Here is a 19,429-nt window from a genome sequence, read left to right as displayed (position 1 = left end):
CAGCCGTGACGCGCCGGGCGTCGATGATCACGAGGCGGGCACGGTTCGCCCTCACTTGGATGTCCGAGGCGGCGTGCGGATGTCCGGGGTCCGTCCTAGGGAGTGGACCGACCTTGGAGGCGCATGTGAAGAAATCCGGCCCGATCCTCGCGGCCCTGACCATGATCGCCCTGCTGTTCGTCGCCGCCTGCTCCGGCGTGCCGTCCGCCTCGGACGCCGGGGCCCGGGCACCGGTCGCCCCGCCGGGCGTCCCCGACTCCGCCCGGCACGACGACACCGGTGACGAGCCGTCCGCTCTCGACCGGGACGAGGGAGCGCACAGCGCGGAGGAGCCGTCGACCTTCGCCCTCGACGTCGACACGGCCTCCTACGGCTACGCCCGCCGTGCCCTGGAGGAGGGACGCCTGCCGGACCCCGGGCAGGTGCGTACGGAGGAGTTCGTCAACGCCTTCCGCCAGGACTACGCGGAGCCGGAGGACGACGGCTTCGCCGTCCACATCGACGGGGCCAGGATGCCCGACAGGAGGACGGCGCTGCTGCGCGTCGGCCTGCAGACCCGCGAGCCGGACCCGTCGGAGCGGCGGCCCGTCAGCCTCACCTTCGTGGTGGACGTCTCCGGGTCGATGGCCGAGCCCGGCAGGCTCGACCTCGTGCGCCGGGCGCTGCACACGCTCGTCGACCAGCTCGTGCCCGGCGACCAGGTGTCCATCGTGTCCTTCCGCGAAGAGGCCCAGGTGATCGCGGAGACGACGGCGGTCACCCGACGGTCCGAGCTGCATGAGGCCATCGACAGGCTGAACGCCGGGGGATCGACCAACCTGGCGGACGGCCTCTAGACCGGATACCGCCTCGCGGCCGGCTCCTTCAGGCAGGACGCCACCAACCGCGTCGTCCTGCTCTCCGACGGCCTGGCCAACACCGGCGACACCGCCTGGCAGACCATCCTCGGCCGGGTGAGCGAGCACGCCGGCAAGAAGATCACCCTGCTGTGCGTGGGCGTCGGCCGCGAGTACGGCGACGAGCTCATGGAGCAGCTCGCCGACCGGGGCGACGGCGCGGCCGTCTACGTCTCCACCGAAGACGACGTGCGCAAGGCGTTCACCGAACGGCTCACCACCACCCTGGAGGTGCGTGCCCGGGACGCCAAGGCGCAGGTGACCTTCAATCCCTCGGCGGTCGAGTCGTACGCGCTCCTCGGATATGAGAACCGCGCGCTGACCTCGGAGGACTTCCGCGACGACAGCAAGGACGGCGGGGAGATCGGCCCCGGCCACTCGGTCACCGCGCTCTATCGGGTGCACCTGCGCCCGGGTGCCGACGGCCGGCTCGCCACCGCCACCGTGCGCTGGCTCGACCCCGACACCCGGCGGCCGTCCGAGGCCGACCGGAGCGTCGACGTGTTCGCGCTGGCCCCGGCCCTGTGGGGGAGCGCCTCCGTCCGTCTCCAGGTGGACGCCGTGGCCGCCGACTTCGCCGAGCACCTGCGCGGCCGGTGGTCCGGGAAGAGCGGGACGTGGAGCTTCGGCGAGCTGATCGACCAGGCCGACCGCCTGGCGGCGCGGACCGACGACCCCGCCGTGACCGAACTGGCCACGTTGCTGCGCAGCGCCCGCGACCTGGGCTGACGGCCTTCAGACGGGCGGCGGCACGCGGCCCGGCCCACCGTGGCACACACCGGTGCGCCGGGCCGCGTGCCGGGGGCGGCGTTCGGGGTAAGGGCGGAAAGACCATAGGGTCGTCCCGTGCACATTCGCCCCGCCACAGGCCGGGACCAGGAGCAGGACCAAGAGCAGGACCAGGAGCAGGACATGGTCGAGAACGAGACCGACGAAGGACCCGGATTCGCCGATCTGGCGCTGGGCCCCGAGCTCCTGAAGGCCTTGACCGGTCTCGGTTACGAGGAGCCCACGCCCATCCAGCGGGAGGCCATCCCGCCGCTTCTGGAGGGCCGCGACCTCCTCGGGCAGGCCGCGACCGGCACGGGCAAGACCGCCGCGTTCGCCCTGCCCATGCTCCAGCGGCTGCACGCCGGCCTCCACCCGGCGGCCATGGAGAACGGCGGCGGCGAGCCCGCGGGGCTGGTGCTGGTGCCCACCCGCGAGCTGGCCGTACAGGTGTCGGAGGCCATGCACCGCTACGGCCGCGACCTCGGCACGCGGGTGCTGCCCATCTACGGCGGCCAGCCGATCGGGCGGCAGCTGCGGGCGCTGGAGCGCGGCGTGGACGTCGTCGTCGCCACCCCGGGCCGGGCGCTCGACCACATCGGCAGGGGCACCCTGCCGCTCAAGGGCCTGCGCATGGTCGTCCTCGACGAGGCCGACGAGATGCTCGACATGGGCTTCGCCGACGACATCGAGGCGATCCTCCAGGACACCCCGGAGGACCGGCAGACCGTGCTGTTCTCCGCGACCATGCCGCCGCGCATCGACGGCATCGCCCGCCGTCACCTGCGCGAGCCGGTGCGGATCAGGATCGAGCGGGAGCAGCCCGCCGCCGGTGAGGCCCCGCTGATCCGGCAGAGCGCCTACATCGTGACGCGGGCGTACAAGCCGGCCGCGCTCGGCCGCGTGCTCGACGTGGAGGCCCCCACCGCGGCGATCGTCTTCTGCCGCACCCGTGAGGAGGTCGACAGCCTCACCGAGACCATGAACGGCCGCGGCTACCGCGCCGAGGCTCTGCACGGCGGCATGGGCCAGGAGCAGCGCGACCGCGTCATGGGCCGGCTGCGCAGCGGGACGGCCGACCTGCTCGTCGCGACCGACGTGGCCGCGCGCGGCCTCGACATCGAGCAGCTCACCCACGTCATCAACTACGACGTGCCGTCCGCGCCCGAGTCGTACGTGCACCGCATCGGCCGGGTGGGCCGGGCCGGGCGCGAGGGCGTCGCGATCACGCTCGCAGAGCCGCGCGAACACCGCATGCTCAAGACCATCGAGCGCGTCACCCGCAGCAAGATCACGGTCGAGAAGGTGCCGACGGTGGCCGACCTGCGCGCCCGGCGGCTGGAGCTGACCAGGGCCGCCCTGCAGGAGAGCCTCATGGAGGACGGCGACCTCGACCGCTTCCGCGTGGTGGTCGAGACGCTCGCCGACGAGTTCGACCTGGTCGACATCGCGCTCGCGGCGGTCAAGCTCGCCCACGAGTCGACCGGCGCCGCCGCGGACGAGGAGGAGATCCCCGAGGTCACGCCGCGCCCGCAGCGGGCCGAACGCGGCGGACCGCGCGACGACAGGTCCGGCCGCGACGACCGGCGCGGACGGCGCGGGGGCGGCGCGATGAGCCGCGTCTTCGTCGGCGCGGGCCGCAGCGCGGGCGTGCGTCCCCAGGACATCGTCGGCGCGATCACCGGGGAGACCCGGGTCAGCGGGCGCGAGATCGGGGCGATCGAGATCGCCGACCGGTTCACCCTGGTCGAGATCCCGGACGGCGCGGTGGACGAGGTGGTCACGGCGCTGCGCCGCACGACGATCAAGGGCAGGAAGCCGATCGTGCGCAGGGACCGCGACGGCGCCCCCCGCGGCCGCCGCTGACCTTCCCGGGAGGCCGCCCCGGCCTTCCCAGGAGGGCCTTCCCAGGAGGGCCTTCCCGGGATGCCCGTCAGCGGGCGCCCACGGACCTGCCTGAGCGGGTGGCGGCGGCGGTCCTGTGCCGCGCCGCCCGCCAGCGGACCAGCAGCAGCACGAGCAGGCCCGCGAGGACGGCGGCGGTCACACCGGTGCCGAGCTGCGCCCCCAGCCGCTGGTCGGCCGCCCGCTCCGGCGCCCACGGCAGCCCGAGCGCCGCGTACCACTCCGGCGCCTGCGCCGGCCCGGCCAGCACCACCAGGCCCGTCCACGCGCGTACGGCGATAGCCCCGGCGAGCATCCAGGCCCGCACCTGCGGCCGGATCGCGTGGGGGAGCGGGTCCACGCCGACGGCCACCGCGAGGAACAGCACCGCGGTGATGGTCACCACCGTCTGCGCGGCCAGCCGCAGGGCGAGGCTCGGCTGGGCGTCCCCGAACAGGCCGGTCAGATACAGCGCCGGATAGGGCAGCGCGTACAGGGCCAGCGCCGTCACCGGGTGGGACAGCGCACGGCCGACGGGACCGTGGCCGGGGTCCGCGTCCGGACGCACCCGCCGCCACAGCGTCACCGGGGCGCCGAACACGAGCAGCACGGGGCCCACGGCGCCGAGCAGCGCATACTGCGCCGCGTGCGCGGAGAACAGCGCGGGCGCGTACGCCGCCACGCCTCCCGAGGTGGCATAAGCGATCACGGCCAGACCGGCCACCCAGGAGACGGTCCGCCCGGCCGGCCACCGCCCGTCCTCTCCGGCGGCGCGCGACAGCCGCCGTACGCCGGACAGGTACGCCGCGAGGGCGGCGGCCAGCAGGAGCAGCGCGATCGGGTCGGGCCGCGCCTCGGTGACGAGCGAGCCCGGGGTGAGGGGAGGCAGGGCGTAGCCCAGGGCGTCGTGCTGGTGCACGGCCGTCTCGGTGGGCGGCGGGGGCGTGCGTCCCAGCGCGACGGCAAGGCCCAGCGTGCCGGCCATCACCGCGATCTCGCCGCAGGCGAGGCGCAGGAACGGCGCACGGGCGCCGCCGGAGTCCATCGCCTCGATGGTCCTGCGCCGGTGCCGCCACCCGAACCAGCCGAGCACCACCAGTGCGGCGATCTTCGCAAGCACGAGCAGGCCATAGCGCGACTGCCACAGCAGGGGCAGCGAGCCGAGCCGCACCCAGGCGTTGAGGGCGCCGGACGCCCCGACGGCGGCGAAGCAGCCCAGCGCGAGCGTGCTGAAACGGCGCACGGCGACCGTGAGCCCGGGCGCGGCGCGCAGGTGTGCCACGAGGGCGTACAGGCCGCCGATCCACAGCGCGACGGCCGCGACGTGCGCCATCAGGCTCAGGACGGCGAGGTTGTGGTCGGCCGCCGAGGCGGAGTGGCCCACGTACGCCGGGGGCAGCACCGCGAAGAGCGCCACCGCGAGCAGCGTGAGCCGCAGCACGGGACCATCCGGCAGGAGCGTCCCTCCGGCGACCGCCAGGGCCGCGAGCGTCACCGTGAGGAACGCCTGGCCCTGCGGGATGTGGAGGAGGAAGGCGGGCAGCGCGCCGGAGCGCAGCGCGTCGCCCGGAGGCAGCCCGAGGAAGTCCGACAGCGTCAGGACCTCGGTGACCGCCGCGCTCGCCGCCCAGCCGAGCGCCCAGTCCCCGGCCGCCCGCATGACGGTCCGGCCGCTGGAGGGGGCCAGCACGACGGCCGCCAGCAGGGTCCCGACCGTGGCGACGGCGCAGGCGTCGTGGACGAGGCGTATGACAGGCAGGCCCCAGGTGGTCAGGGCGCCGGGGGAGGGGAGCCCCTGGATCGCCGGTTGCGGTCTGCCGCCGCCGAACCACAGGGCGAGCCCCAGCAGGGCGAACGCCGTCGCGGCGACGGCGGGGACGACTACGCCGCGGTGGCGCGGGGGAGGTGTCATCGTCGGCGTCCTCGGCTCGTTGATCACTTGCGAGTATGGCCGAAAGGTCGTCTTCTGGGGAGCCCCCAAACGGCAGGAACGTCCGAAACCGCTCGATGTCAGGAGTTAGCCGTTATGTCGGGCTGAAATGTTCAACACCCTTCGGGGCCGGTGTCGGAGCTCTCTCAGGGGTGCCGGTCTCGCAGGATGCCGGGGGTCTCTCAGGGGCGCCGGGGGCGAGCCGATCCGTTCGCGCATGTCTCACAGGGCCGGACACGAGACGCAGGCCGCTGCCGGCGGGGTCCGTCCCTTGTGGCGAGCGGCACGATCGGCGGGTCGCCGCGCGATGGAGCGCGGCGACGCACGCCAACGCCGCGCCGCGTCCCATCCCGCACCACCGCGGGCCGTTCGAGATCGTGTGGCACGCCTCGCCGTGCTGGGTCGCAAGATCGGCGGTGGACCGGCCGAGATCGCCGGGGTGTGAGACAATCCCCGCGTCATGCGCGCCACGCTCTCCTTCCGGCTCCTGCGGTCGGCCTCCTTCTCCGCCGTCTGCGTGCTCCTCGCGGTCGGCGCGCACCGGTTCGCCGGGGGAGGCGGGCCGACGCCCGCCGCGCTCCTCACGGGGATGCTCACGGTGACGGCCGGTGCGGCCGTCGCGGCGGGCCGGGAACGGTCACCCCAGGCGATCATCGGCCTGCTCGTCGGCGCCCAGGCGTTCCTGCACGTCCTCCTCGACCTGACGGGATCCGGCGCGGCGTCGTACCCCACCTGGCACGGCGGCCTGACCGCGCAGACCGGGATGTTCACCGCCCACCTCACCGCGGCGCTGCTCACCGGATTGTGGCTGTCGCGCGGCGAGGAGACCCTGTGGTCCGTGCTGCGCGCGGCCGGCGCCAGGGCGGTCCGCTGCCTGCGGGCGGTGGCCGTGCTGGCACGCGCGCTGCTGGCGCTGCGGGGGGCCGATCTCGCCGGCACCGGACGTCCCCGTCCGCCCGCGGCGCCGGGCTCCATGCGCGCACCCCGCGCCGCGGTCGTGCTGCGGCACGCGGTCGTTCGCCGCGGGCCGCCGCTTCTCCTCGTCTCCTGAGCTTCACGCGCGAGCGACGCGTATCTCCCCACGGGACCCGCGAGTTCCCAGAGGGCCATGCTCGCGCGCCTCCGTAATCTCGCAGACGACTGGAGAACCCCCATGACCTCGTACGTCCGTCGTGCGGCCACCGTCACGGCCGGTGCCCTCGCGCTCACCATCGGTCTCGCCGTGCCCGCCCTCGCCCATGTCACCGTCAACCCCGGCACCGCCGTAAAGGGCTCCTGGACGAAGCTCGCCTTCCGGGTGCCCAACGAGCGTGACAACGCCTCGACCACCAAGGTGGAGGTCGACTTCCCCACCGACAACCCGCTGCCGTTCGTCTCGGTTCGCCCGGTGCCCGGATGGGACGTCAAGCTCACCCGCGGCAAGCTGCCCAAGCCCGTCGTCTCGGACGCGGGCGACACGATCACCGAGTCGGTGCTGAAGATCACCTGGTCCGGTGGGAAGGTCGGGTCGGGCCAGTTCCAGGAGTTCGAGGTGTCGGTCGGCCCGCTGCCGAAGAGTGTCGACACGCTGGCGTTCCCCACGGTCCAGACCTACTCGAACGGTGAGGTCGTCAAGTGGGCGGACGCGCCGAAGGCCGACGGGTCCGAGCCCGACCACCCCGCGCCGACGCTCAAGCTGGTCGCTGCCGAGGAGGGGGAGGGCGACGAGGACGGCGAGGCCCCCGCCTCGCCGGCCGCGGCCCCCGTCGTCGCGGCTGTGGCGAGTGAGGACCAGGGCGGGAACAACACCCCGGCCCTGGTGCTCGGCGGCCTGGGCCTCGTCGCCGGACTGGTCGGAGCCGGGGCGGGCGTCACCGCGCTGCGCCGCTCACGCGGCTGATCCGCCCTGCCGCCGCCCGGGGCCTCTTCCGGGTCGGCGGCCACTACACGGGAGCCCCTTGTCGGCCGCGCGGCCGACAAGGGGCTCCCTTCTCCTGAGCAGATCCGGGGCGGACCCGGCGGCCGGGAGGGGCCCTTCCTTCCGAGCGAGCCCCGCGGCCGGGCCCAGCCCGGACCCTGCCAGTGATCCCGCCCCGTGATCCCGCCCCGTGATCCCGCCCCGTGATCCCGCCCCGTGATCCCGGCCGTGCCCGCCGCAGGCGCGGCGGTCAGGGCTGGGCGGTCAGGACTGGGCGGCCAGGACTGGGTGGTCAGGGCTGGCGATCAGGACGCGGGGCGGTCAGGACAGAAGAGTCTCGCCGATCCAGCCGTCAGGGGCACACCCAGGCGGTACGGCGAAGACGGCCGACCCGATGGGGGTGATCCACTGGTTCAACAGATCGACCTCCGCGAGCCGCCGCTGGATCGGGACGAACTGCCGCTCCACGTCGGCCTGGTAGGACGCGAACAGCAGACCGGCGTCCGGCCGCCCCTCCGGGCTGAGGCCGTCCTCGTAGTTGTAGGCCCGGCGCAGGATTCGCATGCCCGGGTCGGTTACCCGGGCCCGGCGGATGTGCGCGTACTCGGAGATCACCGGCAGGCCCGACGGGCCGACTGCGGCGAAGTCGGGCTCGTCGGCCTCGGCCCGGCCGGTCAGTGGCGCGCCGGTGTCCAGCCGCCGTCCGACACTGAACTCCTTGGCCGCCCGGTCCGCGGCATCCCATTTCTCCAGGTCCATCCGGATGCGACGGAGCACCAGCGTGGTGCCGCCCCGCAGCCACCCGTCGCGCACCCACACGGCCCGGTCGAAGTCCGGCGATCCCGGCCGGGGGTTGACCGTGCCGTCGAGCTGGCCCATCAGGTTGCGCTGGGTCGTCCCCGGCGCGCGCACCTGCGGGCTCTGCCGGAAGCCTTGCTGCGTCCACCGTACGGTCGCGAACGAGCGGGCGTCCCTGACGAGCACGCGCAGCGCGTGCGCCAGCGTGACGCGGTCGTCAGCGCAGACCTGGACCAGCAGGTCGCCGCCGCTCCAGCGGGGCTGAAGGGCGTCGACCTTGAACGCCGGAAGCGGCCGTGGCGCGAGATGCCCGGCCCCGGCCGCCTCGAACAGCCCGGGGCCGAACCCGAACGTGACGGTGAGCCGCGCGGGCAGCAGCGCCAGCTCGGCATCGGTGTCCGCGAGGGCGGGCTCGCCCCGCGTCAGCCGCCGCGCGTCGTCGGTGAGCAGCCGCATCAGGCGCGCGAGCGCCGCGCGGTCGGTCCCAGGCCGCAGGTCGAACCCGGCGAACACCGCGAAGGTCTGCGGAGACGTCGCGATGCCCGCCTGGTGGACGCCGTGGAAGGGCTCGACGGCCGCACCGCCGGGGAGGGGCGTCTGCCGCCCGGCAGACGCCCGCCCTGCCGCCTCCTGTACGGCCGAGACCGGGGCGCAGGCCGCCGCCGCGGCGGCGACGGCCCCGCCCGCGAGCAGGCCGCGCCGGGTCAGCCGCCGTCCCGCCGGAAGTCCGCTCTCACTCATGAGGGGCGTAGGACTCGTTGGCGCCGGCGAAGTCCTTGGCCACCGCGGTGAAGGACACGGTCTTGCCGCCCTTCAGGGTGAGCGTGAAGGGCACCTCCGTGCCGGGCTCGATGGCCGTGCGGACGTTCATCAGCATGATGTGGTCGCCGCCGGGCTGGAGCACGTGCCGGCCACCGGCCGGGATCACGATCCCGCCCTCCTTGCGGCGCATGGTCGTCGTGCCGCCGTCTCCGACGACCTCGTGCAGCTCCACGGACGGGGAGACGGGAGTGCTCGCCGCGACGACGGTCACCGCTGCGCCGGTGGTGTTGACGAGCGTGGCGAAGGCGGCGCTCATCCCGGAGCGGGCCGTCTTCACCCACGGGTCGATGATCGACAGTGGGGCAGCCGCCGCGGCCGGGTCTTGCGCCGCGGCCGGCGCGGCGGTGGCGGCCCCAGTGTCGGGCAGGGCGCCGGACAGGGCGCCGGACAGGGTGTCGGGTCGGGTGCCGGAGGGAGCGCCGTTTGGCGTGCCGGACGGCGCGGCACAGGCCGCTGCGGCGAGGAGGGCGGCCAGCGCCGCCGGAAGCATGCGGTTGATGGTCGTGATGGTCATGCGGAAGCCTTCTCTCGGTCGTCCGGCGGGCATGCGGGCGGCGTCGTCCCCATGCGTGCGAAGGCAGGAGCCCGCAAGCAGGTCGTGCACGGCACGCCAGGCGTGGCAGGCCGTGCTAGGCAGACCAGGCGTCGGAAGCCATGCGAGGCAGGCCGTGCGCGGCGGACCGTGCGGGCCGTCCCCGGCGATGCCGGGCGGCCCGGCATGACCGGTCGCCGACGCCGAAGGGGCATGCGCGGGCATGCTCCGCCGGTAAAGATCGCTGACGACGCTCCCGGGCCGTACGCGGCCGGGAGCGGGGTGAGGAGGGCCGTCTCAGGCGGACGGCTGGAGAAGGCCCGGCGGGCCGCGCCGGGTGACGCAGTGACGCGGCGCGAGGGAGCGCGGCAGGCTCGGCTCGTCCGGACGCGGCGACGCGGGCGGTGCGAACACCGGCGGCGCCGGATCGGCCGCGATCCGCGTGAGCCGTACGGCGAGCCGTCGCAGCAGCGCCCACAGGGCGGCCTCGCCCCTGGCCAGCCACACCGCCGTCAGCACCACCGCCCAGCCGTGACCGAGCAGCATTCCGATGCCCGGCGCGAGGTGCGCGTGACCGGCCATGGCCTGCCCCGTGAGTACGTGCCCGGACAGGACGTGTGCGCTGGACGCCATGGGCGACGAGAGGGCGAACAGCACGTGCAGCACGGCCTGGAGGGCCGCGAGCAGCGGCAGGATCGAGCGCAGCGTCCGTTCCCCGCCCGAGAGGGGCAGCGCGGCGGCGAAGACCGCCGGCAGGCCCAGCGCCAGCGCGCCGGGGGCGACCATGCCGCCGTTGAACAGGTGCGCCAGCACGCCAAGGCCGAGGCACACCGCGGTGAAGGCGGCGGCTCGGGCAAGGCGGAGAGGCGATGTCACCGGCATGACACAGCCAATATCGCACGCCGGGTGCCCGGTCCCCGTTCCGGCAGGCGCGTCTCCCGCGGTGGCGGGCCGGGCGCCCGCACTGGGCAGGGCAGGCCGTGCCGCTCGCGGACGTCCTGCTCCTCGGCCTGTCGAGGCCGCCGCATGCGGGGGGTCAGCCGGCGGCCTGGGATGCGGGGCCCGGGGCGGCCTCGGCGGCCGCGGCGCCCGCGCAGCGACGGCGATACTCGCGCGGAGAGGTGCCGGTGATCCGCTTGAACGCGGTGCTGAGGGCGCTTTCCGAGCCGTAGCCGACGGCGAGGGCGATCGTCGCGAGCGTGTCGTCGCTGACGCGCAGGCGCTGGGCGGCGAGCTCGATCCGCCAGCGGGTGAGGTAGTCCAGGGGACCGAGGCCGGCCGTCTCCTTGAACCGCGCGGCGAGGGTGGACCGGGACACCGCACCGGCCCGTGCCAGCTCCGCGACGGTCCACGGGTAGGCGGGCCGGGCGTGCATGGACCGCAGGGCCGCCGCGACCACGGGGTCGGCGAGACCGGCGAGCAACCCCGACCCCGCGCGGGGCTCGCGGGCCAGATGCAGGCGCAGGATGTGGATGAGCATGACCACGGCGAGATGTTCGGCCACGAGCGTCGAGCCGATCGGACGCCCCTGCAACTCGGCGTCGATCTGCTCGAGGGCCCACCGCACCGCGCTCGCCTCGCCGGTGCCCGCGGGCGCGTGGATGACCGGCGGCAGCCCGTCGAGCAGGAGCACCCGCGCGCGGTCGCCGAACGAGAAGCGGCCGCCGAGGAGGAACGTGTCCACGCCGTCGCCGACATGGGGGAGGCCGTCTCCCGCGGCCGTCCAGAGGGGTCCGGCGTCGACCGGGACGGCGTGAGGATCGCTGAAGAGCGTGAAGGCGAGGGGGTGCGTCAGCAGGAAGCAGTCGCCCTCCTCCAGAGCGATCGGGGCGGTGAGGCCCTCGACGCTCAGGAAGCACCGGCCGCGCCGGACGGTGTTGAACTTCACGCCGTCCGGCGGCTCGAAGCGCACCGCCCAGCTGCCGCCCGCCGTCATTCCCGTGGACAGGTGCGCTCTGGTGCCCAGCAGCGCGAGCACGTCTTCGAGCGGATCCATCTGCTTCCCCCGGGGCGACTCGAGACGAATGGACGACCGATAAAGTTCTACGGACTTTCCAGCATAGATAGTCCGAAGCAGGACTTCTAGCGTGGCCTCATGCACAGCGAAACGACTCGCATCACCACTCCGTTCCACTCGCACGCCACGGCCGAAGAGGTCATCAAGGGGGTGGATCTGTCCGGGCGGCGCGTCGTCGTCACCGGCGGCTCCTCCGGCATCGGCACCGAAACCGTCCGGGTCCTGGCCGAGGCCGGCGCGGAGGTCACCATCGCCACCCGCGATCCCGCCGCGGGGGCGCGGATCGCGGCGACCTTCGCCGACACGCCCGGAACCGTACGGTCGGCCGCGCTCGACCTGGCCGACCTGTCGTCGGTCGCGGCGTTCGTACGCGACTGGAGCGGCCCGCTCGACGTGCTGGTCGCCAACGCCGGAATCATGGCGCTCCCGGTGCGCCAGGTCAGCGCGCAGGGCTGGGAGCTGCAGCTCGCGACGAACTATCTCGGACACTTCGCCCTCACCCTGGGCCTGTACGACAGCCTGCGGGCGGCGGGCCGGGCGCGGATCGTCGTCGTCAGCTCCGGGGCCCATCTCGCCGCGCCGTTCGACTTCGACGACCCGCAGTTCGAGCGCCGGCCCTACGATGCGTGGACGGCCTATGCGCAGTCCAAGACGGCGGACGTCCTGCTCGCGGTGGGGGCGCGCCGGTGGGCGGCCGACGGAATCACGGCGAACGCCCTCAACCCCGGCTGGATCCTCACCAACCTCACGCGCCACATGGACGAAGCGATGATGCGCGAGATGGGCGCGATCGACGAGAACGGCGAGATCATCCCTCAGCCCTACCTCAAGTCGGTCGCCGCGGGCGCGGCGGCGTCGGTGCTGCTGGCGGCCTCGCCCCTGGTGGAGGGCGTGACCGGCCGCTACTTCGAGGACAACCAGGAGGCCCCGCCCGCCGCCCCCGGGATCCCCGGCGGAGTGGCGGCCCACGCGCTCGACCCCGACGCGGCGGATCGCCTGTGGGACTACGGGAGCTCCGTGATCGCGGCGGCTTAGGAAATGTGCCGTTTGGGCACTTCAAGAGATATCGGGGGGCGTGTTCGATAGGGGGAACCATGGCTGTATCGGCAGACCTGGCGAAGCTGCTCGACCGCGAATACGAGGACAAGACCCTTGACGAGATCGTCAAGGCGCCCGTGGAGGCGCTGGCCGGAGTGAGCGCGGAGGACGCGGAGCTGCTGAAGAAGGCCTTCCACGTCAAGACCGTGGGAGACCTGGGCCGCAACAAGTTCTTCCGGGCGGCCACCGCACTCGTCGATCTCACCGACAGCAAGAAATAAGCTGGCATCCCGGCCGTTGTAGAAGATTTCCATCGCCTTGTAGGTTGATGGAGGGTATCTACAAAGGAGCGGCCGTGGGGGCTCTGTTCGTCGGGGTGGACGGGGGAGGCACCAGCACGCGCTGCGTCGTTGTCACCGAGTCGGGCGAGATCGCCGGGCGGGGACGGGCCGGCGGCGCCAACGCGATCTCGGTCCCCGACCCCGCCGCCAACCTGCGCGCCGCGCTGCTCGGCGCGCTGGAGGGCCTCGACCCCGCGCGGGTCGCGGGCGGCGTGTTCGGCCTGGCCGGAGCCGCCCGCGCGGCGGAGGTCGCGGAGCGGGCCTGGCGGGAGGCGGGGCTCGCCGGGCGTCCGGGGGTGGTCGCCGACGTGCTCGTCGCCTTCACCGGCGCCACCGACCAGCCGGACGGCGTGGTCCTGGTGGCCGGCACCGGCGCGATCGGCGCCCGCGTCCGCGACCGCCGGATCGTGCGGCGGGCCGACGGTCTCGGCTGGCTCCTGGGCGACGAGGGGTCGGGCGTGTGGCTGGGCCGCCGGGCCGCCGCCGCGGCGCTGAACGCGGTCGACGGCCGGGGCGCGCCCACCGTGCTGGTCGCCCGGGTGGCCGAGGCCGTCCTCGGGCCAGGGGTGGCCGGCGACGACGGCGGGCCCGCGCTCACCCAGGCCCTGGTGGCGGCCGTGTACGCGCGGGTGGCCGAGTCGGGGCCCGCCTGGCTGGGCACGCTCGCGCCCGTGCTGGACGCCGCCGCCCGCGAGGGCGACGAGGTGGCGCGCGGCATCGTCGCGGAGGCGGCCCGCAGGCTGTGCCGTACGGCACGGGTCGTGGCGGGGGAGTGCGACCGCGGGAGGGGAGCGCGGGCGGAGGGCGGCCCGGACCAGGCGGGCGGCGGGCCGCTGGTGCTCGCCGGGTCGCTGCTGACCGAGCCGACCGAGCTCGCCCACCTGGTCCGGGCCGAGCTGGGCAGGTGGGCCGTGCTGGTGCGCGCCCGGGACAACGCGGCGGGCGCCGCCGCGCTCGCGGTGCGGGCCGCCCTCCCCGGCGACCCCCGTGCCGCCGAGGCGCACCGCGTGCTGATCGGGCAGGAGGTCGCATGATCGGCGGCGAGCTGGACCGGATGGCGATGGCCGTGCTCCAGCCCGGTTTCGAGGGCACCGAGCCGCCCGGGTGGCTGCGGCGGGCGCTCGCGGACGGGCTGGGCGGCGTGGTCCTGTTCGCCCGCAACGTCGACCGTGACGGCGTCCGTGACGGCGTCCGTCACGGCGCCGCTGACAGCACCGGAGAAGGCGCCTCTGCCGGCCCCGCGAACGGAGACGCGGTCGCCGGGACGGCCGCCCTGGTCGCCGAGCTGCGCCGGGAGCGGCCGGACGTGGTCGTCGCCGTTGACGAGGAGGGAGGCGCCGTCACCCGGCTGGAGGCCGCCACCGGCAGCTCCTGGCCGGGCAACATGGCACTGGGCGTCGCCGGAGACGTGTCGCTGACCCGGCGGGTGGCGCGGCAGATCGGCCGGATGGTCGCCGCCGCGGGCGTCACCCTCGACTACGCCCCCGTGGTGGACGTCAACGCCGACCCCCGCAACCCCGTCATCGGCGTGCGGTCCTTCGGCTGCGACCCGGAGGAGGTCGGCCGCCACGGCGCCGCGTGGATCGAGGGACTGCAGAGCGCGGGGGTCGCCGCCTGCGCCAAGCACTTCCCCGGCCACGGCGACACCGTGACCGACTCCCACCTCGCGCTGCCCGCCGTACGGGCCTCCCGCGAGGTGATCGAACGGCGCGACCTGCCGCCGTTCCGGGCCGCCATCGCGGCGGGGGTGCGCGCCGTGATGTGCGGTCACCTGCTGGTCCCCGCCGTCGACACGCTCCCCGCGACGCTGAGCCGGGAGGTGCTCACCGGCCTGCTGCGCGAGGAGCTGGGGTTCGACGGGCTCGCGGTGACCGACGCGATCGAGATGCGCGCGGTCGCCGCCCTGCACGAGCCGGGCGAGATCGCGGTCCGCGCGCTGGCCGCCGGGGCCGACGCGATCTGCGTCGGGGTGTCCTCGGCCGGGGGAGAGAGCGTGTACGCGCTGCGCGACGCGATCACCCGAGCGGTCCGCGAGGGACGGCTGGCGGAGGAACGCCTGGCCGAGGCGGCGGGCCGGGTGCGCGACCTGGCCGCGTGGTACGACGCGCAGGCCGAGGCCAGAGCCGCCGTGGCCCGCGACGCCGACGAGGGCCTCGGCCTGGCGGCGGCGACGGCCGCCCTGCGCGCCACCCCGGCCGACCAGGCGGTGACGCCGCTGACGAAGGCGCCGCTGGTGGTGCACCTGGCGGCGCGGCCCAGCCAGGCCGTCGGCCGCGCGACCCCGCTGAAACTGGGCCAGGCGATCGAGGAGATCCTCCCCGGGACGGTGACGGCCGAGGTGCACGAGGACGGGCGCCTGCCCGACCTGAGCGAGACCGGGCGCCCCCTCGTGATCGCCGTCCACGACGCCGTACGGCACGCCTGGATGCGGCGGCTCCTCGACGACGCGCTGCGGGCCCGCCCGGACGCGGTCGTGGTCGAGACCGGGGTCCCGGGACCGCCCGCCGGCCGGCTCTACCTCGCCACGCACGGCAACTCGACGGCCTGTGCGCGGGCGGCGGCGCGGTGGCTCACCGGGGGCGTCTGACCCTCCTCATGACGATGTCTTCGCAGGTGGTGGCCTCGGGTAAAAATTATCTCCATAGCCTTGTCTGCTCGTGGAAAAAATTGACTCCATCCCGAGAGCGCCCGTATTGTCCAGGCAATCGGGAACCAGGAGCAGCCCATGAAGCGACTCGCAGCGATCATGGCGGTGGCGTCCATCGTCACCGTGACCGCCTGCGGCACTACCGGGACGACGGACACCGCCCAGCAGGGCGGCGGCGTGTACACCACGATCGACGGCAGCAAGCAGATCAACGCGAGCGCGCCGATCAACCCGTTCAACCCCGTCGGGTCGGTCTTCTCGGGATACAACGGCATGGCGCTGGCGTGGCCCAAGAACGACCCCACCGATCCCAACCAGTTCTACCCGGCAATCGCCAAGAGCTGGAGCGTGTCCCCGGACCGGTCGGAGGTCGTCATCCGCCTGCAGCCGGACGCCAGGTGGTCCGACGGCAAGCCGGTGACCAGCGATGACGTGCGGGTCTCGATCGGTCTCGCCTACACCCAGGGCGGCACGGCGTACGCGCTGGACCCGAAGGCGGCCGGCGCCGCCGCCGACATCCAGGTCGTCGATCCCAAGACGATCCGGGTGACCCAGGGCGCCAACCGCAGCTCGACGTTCCTCGCCAACCTGCTGTCGACCGTGGTCGTGCCCGCGCACGTCTTCGGGAAGCTGCTGCCCGCCGACTTCTGGCAGACGCTCAAGGTCGCCCAGCACGGCAAGGGCGCGGCGGCCGAGAAGGCGAAGAACAAGATCACCGGGCTCGCGGAGACGGTCATCGCGTTCGACCCCGGTCACGACGTGTCCGCCGGGCCGTTCGTGCTCGAACGGGTGAACCCCGGCGCGGCGCTGCTGACGCGCAACCCCTACTTCTACGCGCGGCAGAACATCGTGCCGGACAAGGTGAAGATCCTCAACTACACCGGCAACGAGCAGATCTGGAACTACCTGATCGCCGGCCGGCTCGACAACGCCCCCTTCACCTCCGTGCCCACCGCCGTCATGGAGCGCATCCGCCAGGCGAAGGGCAGCAAGATCGTCAAGGGTTACTCGCCGGTGGCCGTCTCCCTCGCGTTCAACGAGGCGCGCAAGCCGTACGACAACGTGCACGTGCGGCGGGCGATGGCCTACCTGATCGACCGCGCCCAGGTCACGAAGATCGCCTCTCCGGAGGGCGGCACCCCCGCCGTCACCACCTCGGGCATCCACGCCGAGGCGGCCCGGGCCTGGCTGGGCGACGCGTTCGACTCGCTCGAGCAGTACCGCGTGAACCCCGCCAAGGCCGACGCCGAGCTGAAGGCGGCCGGCATGACCAAGCGGGGCGGCCACTGGACCCTGCCGGACGGCAGGCCGTGGCAGGTCCGCATCCACGTGCCCGCGTCGTTCTCCGACTGGGTCGCCGCGGCCAAGTCGATCACCAGCCAGCTCGAGGACCACGGCATCGACGCGAGCGTGGTCACCGCCGCCGACTACACGCTCTATCTGGGCGAGCTCGCCGACGGCAAGTACGACCTGGGGTTCTGGCTGATCGGCCTCGGCCCCTCGCCGTACAACATCTTCCAGCGGCTGTTCGGCCAGGCGAACGGCTGGCAGATGTTCGGCGGCAGGCTGCGCCACGTCGCGCCGGGCACCGAGGGCAACTGGATGGGCGGCCCGGAGAAGGTCGACGCGGGCACCGCCGGCATGGTCGACCCCGGCGAGCTGACCAGCAGGCTCAACTACGCGTCCCACGACGAGCAGAAGCGCATCGTCGGCGTCCTGGCCAAGGTCGCCAACGAGCAGCTTCCGGTCGTCCAGCTCTGGGACTACGTGAACACCCAGTTCGTGAACACCTCCCGCTACACCGCGTTCCCGCCCGACGACGACCAGTCCCTGCGGCTGTCGTCCGGCGTGTGGATGCAGCTCGGGATGATCAGGAAAGCGGAGAAGGGGCAGGCATGACGCACGCCGTTCCGGGGCGTCCCCGGCTGGGCGCCATCGCCAGGAAGATCGGCGGCCACATGGTCCGCGGCCTGGCCATGATCTGGGTTGTCGCCACGATCAGCTTCGTCATCATCCGGGAGATCCCCGGCAACCCCGTGCTCGGGCAGTACGAGAGCCTGATCCAGAAGGGCATGTCGCCCGAGCAGGCCGAGCGGGCCACCGCCGTCCTGTACGGCTTCCTGCCCACCGGCAACCTGTGGCAGCAGTACGTCGGCTACATGGGCTCGCTGCTCCACCTCGACCTCGGGCGTTCGCTCAGCACGCCCGGCGTGGAGGTCACCACGCTCATCGGGCACGCCGCCCGGTGGACCGTGCTGCCGGTCCTCGCCGGCACGCTGCTGAGCTTCCTGCTCGGCGTCACCATGGGCGTCTACGCCGCGATCAAGCGGTCGGGCAAGCTCGGCGACATGCTCGCGCTGTCCGGCTCGCTGCTGCACGGCGTGCCGGTGTACGTCATCGGCCTGCTGCTCACCGCGATCTTCGCCACGCTGTGGCCGATCATGCCGTCCGGCGGCCCGGTGGACGTCGAGTTCGTCCCCGGCTTCAACGCCGGATACATCGGCTCGCTGATCCATCACGCGGTGCTGCCGGTCGTCACGTACACGCTGGCCAGCTATGGCGGGTGGATCCTCGCGATGAAGTCGAACGTGGTCGCCGTGCTCGGCGACGACTTCATCCTCGCGGCCGAGCTGCGCGGCCTGAAGCGGGGCTTCGTGTTCCGGTACCTCGCGCGCAACGCGATCCTGCCGCTGTTCACGATCCTCGCCCTGTCGATCGGCATGCTGTTCGGCGGCTCGATCTTCATCGAGGAGATCTTCAACTACCCGGGCCTCGGCCTGCTGCTCGTCAACAGCATCAGCAGCCGCGACTACGCGCTCATGGGCGGCACGTTCCTGGTGATCACGGTCGGCATCGTCGTCGCCAACATCGTCGCCGACCTGCTGTACACGGTGATCGACCCCCGGGTCAGGAGCGGAGGCGCGGCATGACCGTCATCGTCAACCCGGAAGGGACGATCAGCCCCGGCGCCCTGCCCGCCGGCACCACCCGGGCGACGCTGCGGCGCAACTTCTGGCGCGGGGTGTGGCGGGTGCTGCGGCGCAAGCCCAGCCGCATGGCCGGGGTGGTCATCGTGGCCCTGTTCGCGCTCATGGGCGTGGCCGGGCCGCTGCTCTACCCCGCCCAGCTGCCGCGCGACGACAACGCGCTGTACGCGCCGCCGAGCCTGGCCCACCCCTTCGGCACCGACTTCGAGGGCACCGACGTGCTCGCGCTGGTCGTCACCGGCGCGCGCTACGTGCTGCTCACCGGCCTGGCCACGGCCGTCATCACGGTCGCCCTCGGCACGCTCATCGGCCTGGTCGCGGGCTTCCACCGCGGCCGGTGGGACTCGCTGCTGATGCGGCTGACCGACATGAACCTCGCGATCCCCGGCCTGCCGCTGCTGCTCGTGCTGTCCACGGTGTGGAAGTTCGAGAGCCCTCTGGAGATGGGCCTGGTGCTCGGCGTGCTCGGCTGGGGCGGCATCGCCCGCGCCGTGCGGTCCCAGACGCTGTCGCTGCGCGAGCGCGGCTTCATCGAGGCCGCCCGCGGGCTCGGCCTGCCCACCCGGCACATCATCGGCCGCGAACTGCTGCCGAGCATGGCGCCGTACATCGCGATGAACATGCTCATCGCCGTCACCGGCGCGGTGTACGCCCAGGTGGGCCTGTTCTTCCTCGGCGTGCTGCCGTTCGAGTCGAACAACTGGGGCGTGATGCTGAACCTCGCCGTGTTCAACGGCGGGGCGCTCACCACCCCCGCCGCGCTGCCGTACCTGCTGGCCCCGCTGATCGCGATCCTGTTGCTCACGCTGGGCATCGTGCTGATCGTGGACGCGATGGACGAGATCTTCAATCCCCGCCTGCGGGAGGAGTAG

At 73.6% G+C, this 19,429-nt stretch carries 17 protein-coding genes; 12 read left to right on the top strand and 5 right to left on the bottom strand.

What is annotated here, in order from left to right; genetic code table 11:
* Window positions 1-125: 125 nt before the first annotated feature.
* The 3 genes from HCK04_RS42565 to HCK04_RS19700 all read left to right on the top strand — a co-directional run bounded on the left by HCK04_RS42565 (window position 126) and on the right by HCK04_RS19700 (window position 3,530).
* Window positions 126-836, top strand: a complete 711-nt coding sequence (locus tag HCK04_RS42565) for a von Willebrand factor type A domain-containing protein (RefSeq protein WP_260617335.1) — start codon at window positions 126-128, stop codon at window positions 834-836.
* 117 nt (window positions 837-953) lie between these two features.
* Window positions 954-1,625 carry a YfbK domain-containing protein gene (locus HCK04_RS42560; protein ID WP_260617334.1) on the top strand — a complete coding sequence of 224 codons (672 nt, stop codon included), beginning with the start codon at window positions 954-956 and terminating at the stop codon, window positions 1,623-1,625.
* 183 nt (window positions 1,626-1,808) lie between these two features.
* Window positions 1,809-3,530 carry a DEAD/DEAH box helicase gene (locus tag HCK04_RS19700; RefSeq protein WP_142648860.1) on the top strand — a complete coding sequence of 574 codons (1,722 nt, stop codon included), beginning with the start codon at window positions 1,809-1,811 and terminating at the stop codon, window positions 3,528-3,530.
* A gap of 67 nt (window positions 3,531-3,597) precedes the next feature.
* Here the strand turns inward: HCK04_RS19700 and HCK04_RS19695 are convergent, their stop codons facing one another.
* On the bottom strand, window positions 3,598-5,460 hold the full coding sequence (locus HCK04_RS19695) for a cytochrome c oxidase assembly protein (RefSeq protein WP_142648830.1): 1,863 nt from the start codon (window positions 5,458-5,460) through the stop codon (window positions 3,598-3,600).
* 478 nt (window positions 5,461-5,938) lie between these two features.
* Between HCK04_RS19695 and HCK04_RS19690 the strand changes: the two genes are divergently transcribed.
* Window positions 5,939-6,529 carry an MFS transporter gene (locus tag HCK04_RS19690; protein WP_142648829.1) on the top strand — a complete coding sequence of 197 codons (591 nt, stop codon included), beginning with the start codon at window positions 5,939-5,941 and terminating at the stop codon, window positions 6,527-6,529.
* A gap of 102 nt (window positions 6,530-6,631) precedes the next feature.
* Complete coding sequence (locus HCK04_RS19685) at window positions 6,632-7,357, top strand: YcnI family protein (RefSeq protein ID WP_142648828.1); 726 nt, start codon at window positions 6,632-6,634, stop codon at window positions 7,355-7,357.
* 339 nt (window positions 7,358-7,696) lie between these two features.
* Here the strand turns inward: HCK04_RS19685 and HCK04_RS19680 are convergent, their stop codons facing one another.
* The 4 genes from HCK04_RS19680 to HCK04_RS19665 all read right to left on the bottom strand — a co-directional run bounded on the left by HCK04_RS19680 (window position 7,697) and on the right by HCK04_RS19665 (window position 11,523).
* Entirely contained in the window at window positions 7,697-8,914 is a 1,218-nt protein-coding gene (locus HCK04_RS19680; protein ID WP_142648827.1) for a Dyp-type peroxidase, read from the bottom strand.
* Entirely contained in the window at window positions 8,907-9,509 is a 603-nt protein-coding gene (locus tag HCK04_RS19675) for a copper chaperone PCu(A)C (RefSeq protein WP_142648826.1), read from the bottom strand. The genes HCK04_RS19680 and HCK04_RS19675 overlap by 8 nt, the downstream gene beginning before the upstream one ends.
* A 315-nt stretch (window positions 9,510-9,824) precedes the next feature.
* Window positions 9,825-10,409, bottom strand: a complete 585-nt coding sequence (locus tag HCK04_RS19670; protein WP_142648825.1) for an MFS transporter — start codon at window positions 10,407-10,409, stop codon at window positions 9,825-9,827.
* Between the two features lie 154 nt (window positions 10,410-10,563).
* Window positions 10,564-11,523, bottom strand: coding sequence for an AraC family transcriptional regulator (locus HCK04_RS19665; RefSeq protein WP_142648824.1), 960 nt, complete (start codon window positions 11,521-11,523; stop codon window positions 10,564-10,566).
* A 99-nt stretch (window positions 11,524-11,622) separates the two neighbouring features.
* On the opposite strand from HCK04_RS19665, the gene HCK04_RS19660 reads away from it, so the two are divergent.
* The 7 genes from HCK04_RS19660 to HCK04_RS19630 all read left to right on the top strand — a co-directional run bounded on the left by HCK04_RS19660 (window position 11,623) and on the right by HCK04_RS19630 (window position 19,429).
* Entirely contained in the window at window positions 11,623-12,579 is a 957-nt protein-coding gene (locus HCK04_RS19660; protein ID WP_142648823.1) for an SDR family NAD(P)-dependent oxidoreductase, read from the top strand.
* A gap of 59 nt (window positions 12,580-12,638) precedes the next feature.
* Window positions 12,639-12,863 carry a hypothetical protein gene (locus HCK04_RS19655; protein WP_142648822.1) on the top strand — a complete coding sequence of 75 codons (225 nt, stop codon included), beginning with the start codon at window positions 12,639-12,641 and terminating at the stop codon, window positions 12,861-12,863.
* 74 nt (window positions 12,864-12,937) lie between these two features.
* A complete protein-coding gene (locus tag HCK04_RS19650) occupies window positions 12,938-13,957 on the top strand; it encodes a BadF/BadG/BcrA/BcrD ATPase family protein (protein ID WP_142648821.1) in 1,020 nt (339 codons plus the stop codon).
* A complete protein-coding gene (locus HCK04_RS19645; RefSeq protein WP_142648820.1) occupies window positions 13,954-15,510 on the top strand; it encodes a glycoside hydrolase family 3 N-terminal domain-containing protein in 1,557 nt (518 codons plus the stop codon). Before HCK04_RS19650 ends, HCK04_RS19645 begins: the two co-directional genes overlap by 4 nt.
* 138 nt (window positions 15,511-15,648) lie before the next feature.
* Entirely contained in the window at window positions 15,649-17,469 is a 1,821-nt protein-coding gene (locus HCK04_RS19640; protein WP_142648819.1) for an ABC transporter substrate-binding protein, read from the top strand.
* Window positions 17,466-18,500, top strand: coding sequence for an ABC transporter permease (locus HCK04_RS19635; RefSeq protein WP_142648818.1), 1,035 nt, complete (start codon window positions 17,466-17,468; stop codon window positions 18,498-18,500). The genes HCK04_RS19640 and HCK04_RS19635 overlap by 4 nt, the downstream gene beginning before the upstream one ends.
* The gene (locus tag HCK04_RS19630; RefSeq protein ID WP_142648817.1) at window positions 18,497-19,429 is read left to right on the top strand and encodes an ABC transporter permease; all 933 of its coding nucleotides are present in this window, start codon (window positions 18,497-18,499) and stop codon (window positions 19,427-19,429) included. The genes HCK04_RS19635 and HCK04_RS19630 overlap by 4 nt, the downstream gene beginning before the upstream one ends.

The organism is Microbispora sp. CL1-1, assembly GCF_012034195.1.
GTDB lineage: Bacteria > Actinomycetota > Actinomycetes > Streptosporangiales > Streptosporangiaceae > Microbispora.
The sequence above is the reverse complement of the archived record's forward strand: the minus strand, read 5'-3'. Positions and strand labels throughout refer to the sequence as shown.